Below are 1,629 nucleotides of genomic sequence, written 5' to 3'. Positions count from 1 at the left end.
GGGAGCACCTCCTATTATTTAGTACTCCCTTATTTTCTCACAGGGGTGACATAATCACGTTGCAATTATGGGTGACATAATTATATTGTAATAACATTGTAATAACACCCCTATGCGGAGGCTGAGATACATAGGTAACACTCATGGAATAATTAGTAATAATACAAAGTTACCCTGAGGAGGTTACCATAATGAGAAAGCCGGCCAGTTTCTATTTCTTTAAAAGCAAGCCCATCGTCCTCAAGGATAGATATGAGCAATGGAGGGGGGTGGCAGATCTTTTAGTCCTCACCACCCAGGAGAGATTGAGAGTGGAGTGGATGGTCTTCTACCATACAGCGGGAAAAGAGAATGCCACCCTCACTGCCCAACACTTCAGTATCTCCAGGAAGACCTTTCATAAATGGTTCAAGCGCTTTAAGGACTCAAAATACCATGTCCGTAGCCTGGCTGACCAATCTAAAGCCCCCCGCCATAAGAGAAAATGGGAGGTGACCCTTAAGGAGGAAGAGAGGATAAGGCACTTAAGGAAGAGATATCCCTACTATGGCAAGAAGAAGCTAAAGGTTCTTTATGAGAAGGAATATTCTGAAGATATCTCTACCTGGAAGATAGAGAGGGTAATCAGAAGGTATAAGCTTTATCCCGACCAGAATAAAGCTGAGAAGACTGCCAGAAAGAGAGCCAGAGCTCGTCAGAAACCAAAGAAGAGAATAACTCAGTTAGTGAAGGAAGGGAGACCCTGTTTCCTCTTTCAGCTGGATACCATCGTTATCTACTGGAATAGCCTTAAAAGATATATCCTGACTGCCGTGGACCATGCCACCAAGTTAGGCTATGCCCGGATGTACAAGAATAAGAGCTCAAGGTCTGCAGCAGATTTCCTTTATCGTCTCCGCTACCTTGTTGGTCAGCCCATAGAAAACTTGCAGACGGATAATGGGAGTGAGTTTGCCTGGGAGTTTGAAAGGGCTACCGCCAAATTAGGCATTCAAAGGTACTTTTCCAGAGTCAAAACCCCTAAGGATAACCCGGAGATAGAAAGGTTTAACCAGACCCTGGAGTATGAATGGCTCTACAACTCTAATCTATCTTTAGATCCTGAAGAGCTCAATCCCCGGCTAACTGAATGGCTTGTTGAGTATAATTTCAACCGCCCACACCAAACCCTTGACTATCTTGCTCCCGTAGAATATATTGAAAGGGAACTTGCTAAAATCCATAGCCCAGTGTTACCTATGTGGTCAGCCAGAACACATTCTCGCCCTTTTTTGCTATATCGTGATATAATTTATAGTATCTTTATATAAGTCGAGGTTATAAGATAATGACTTTATTAGAAAGAATTGAACTTGATCCAAGAGTATGTAATGGAAGGCCAGTAATTAAGGGAACCAGAATTCCGGTATCAGTTATTCTTGAGCAGTTGGCAGAAGGTGAATCTTGGGACGAAATACTCGTAGGATATCCAGAATTAACAAGGGAGGATATCCATGCTACCCTCCATTATGCAAGGGCATCACTTGATCACATAGAGCTTAAAGCCGTTAATGCCTGAACAATATAGGCTTTACCTGGATCAAATGTTCCAGGTAGAAGTAGCACAAGCATTGCAGAAAGAAGGCTATG

The 1,629-nt window shown here is 42.8% G+C and carries 2 protein-coding genes; both read left to right on the top strand.

Annotation, left to right across the window (positions count from 1 at the left end):
• Positions 1 to 191: 191 nt before the first annotated feature.
• Entirely contained in the window at positions 192 to 1,310 is a 1,119-nt protein-coding gene (locus tag Q8K99_12820) for an integrase core domain-containing protein (protein MDP2183438.1), read from the top strand.
• A 17-nt stretch (positions 1,311 to 1,327) separates the two neighbouring features.
• The gene (locus Q8K99_12815; protein ID MDP2183437.1) at positions 1,328 to 1,558 is read left to right on the top strand and encodes a DUF433 domain-containing protein; all 231 of its coding nucleotides are present in this window, start codon (positions 1,328 to 1,330) and stop codon (positions 1,556 to 1,558) included.
• Positions 1,559 to 1,629: the final 71 nt, after the last annotated feature.

The sequence above is a fragment of the Actinomycetota bacterium genome, from assembly GCA_030682655.1.
Lineage (GTDB): Bacteria > Actinomycetota > Coriobacteriia > Anaerosomatales > JAUXNU01 > JAUXNU01.
Note: the sequence above shows the minus strand (reverse complement) of the source record. Positions and strands in the feature narration are given on the sequence as shown.

What these genes read in the sequence shown, in the direction of transcription:
- Q8K99_12820 (MDP2183438.1), top strand. Translation starts at nt 192, where the DNA reads ATGAGAAAGCCGGCCAGTTTCTATTTCTTTAAAAGCAAGCCCATCGTC.
- Q8K99_12815 (MDP2183437.1), top strand. Translation starts at nt 1,328, where the DNA reads ATGACTTTATTAGAAAGAATTGAACTTGATCCAAGAGTATGTAATGGA.